Genomic DNA, 454 nt, shown 5'->3' with positions numbered 1-454 from the left:
CCATAATAATAACCATCGAGCAAACTGACGAGCACATCAGCGGTGTGTCTGACGCGTGGCGTGTGCAGCGACGTGTAGAGGTTGGCCAGCGGATCTGGGTAAATGTGGTTCGAGGTGATCTCAAGCCAATCCTTGTCAGCGGCAAAACCTGCTTCATCCAGCTTCCCTGCTTGCCTCAGCGCTTCGACAATTGGTTGAAGGTGTAGAGGATCGCCAGCCGAAACTAGATAGCGATACCTGGTCTCCTCGCTAGTCTGCGTTCGCTCGATGCGAGCGGCCCCATTCGATCCGGTTACCGCGACGGCCTCGGTACCGTCTTTGTAAATCGAAAAATCCACGCCCTCCAACTCAACCAATGCATTGGCCACATCAGCTATTGCATCTTCGTCGGCACAATAAATCGCCGCATACCCACAAAGTCCAAAGGCGGGAATCGCGACAGTGGATCTAGATC

The 454-nt window shown here is 54.0% G+C and carries 1 protein-coding gene; it reads right to left on the bottom strand.

Annotated elements, in window-relative coordinates; all coding sequences use genetic code 11:
• Window positions 1–454 (bottom strand): hypothetical protein (locus I6F37_RS39570; RefSeq protein ID WP_225154312.1); only part of this gene is annotated, 454 nt, incomplete at both ends.

The sequence above is a fragment of the Bradyrhizobium sp. NBAIM08 genome (assembly GCF_020193935.1).
In the GTDB taxonomy this organism is placed as follows: domain Bacteria; phylum Pseudomonadota; class Alphaproteobacteria; order Rhizobiales; family Xanthobacteraceae; genus Bradyrhizobium; species Bradyrhizobium yuanmingense.
Note: the sequence above shows the minus strand (reverse complement) of the source record. Positions and strands in the feature narration are given on the sequence as shown.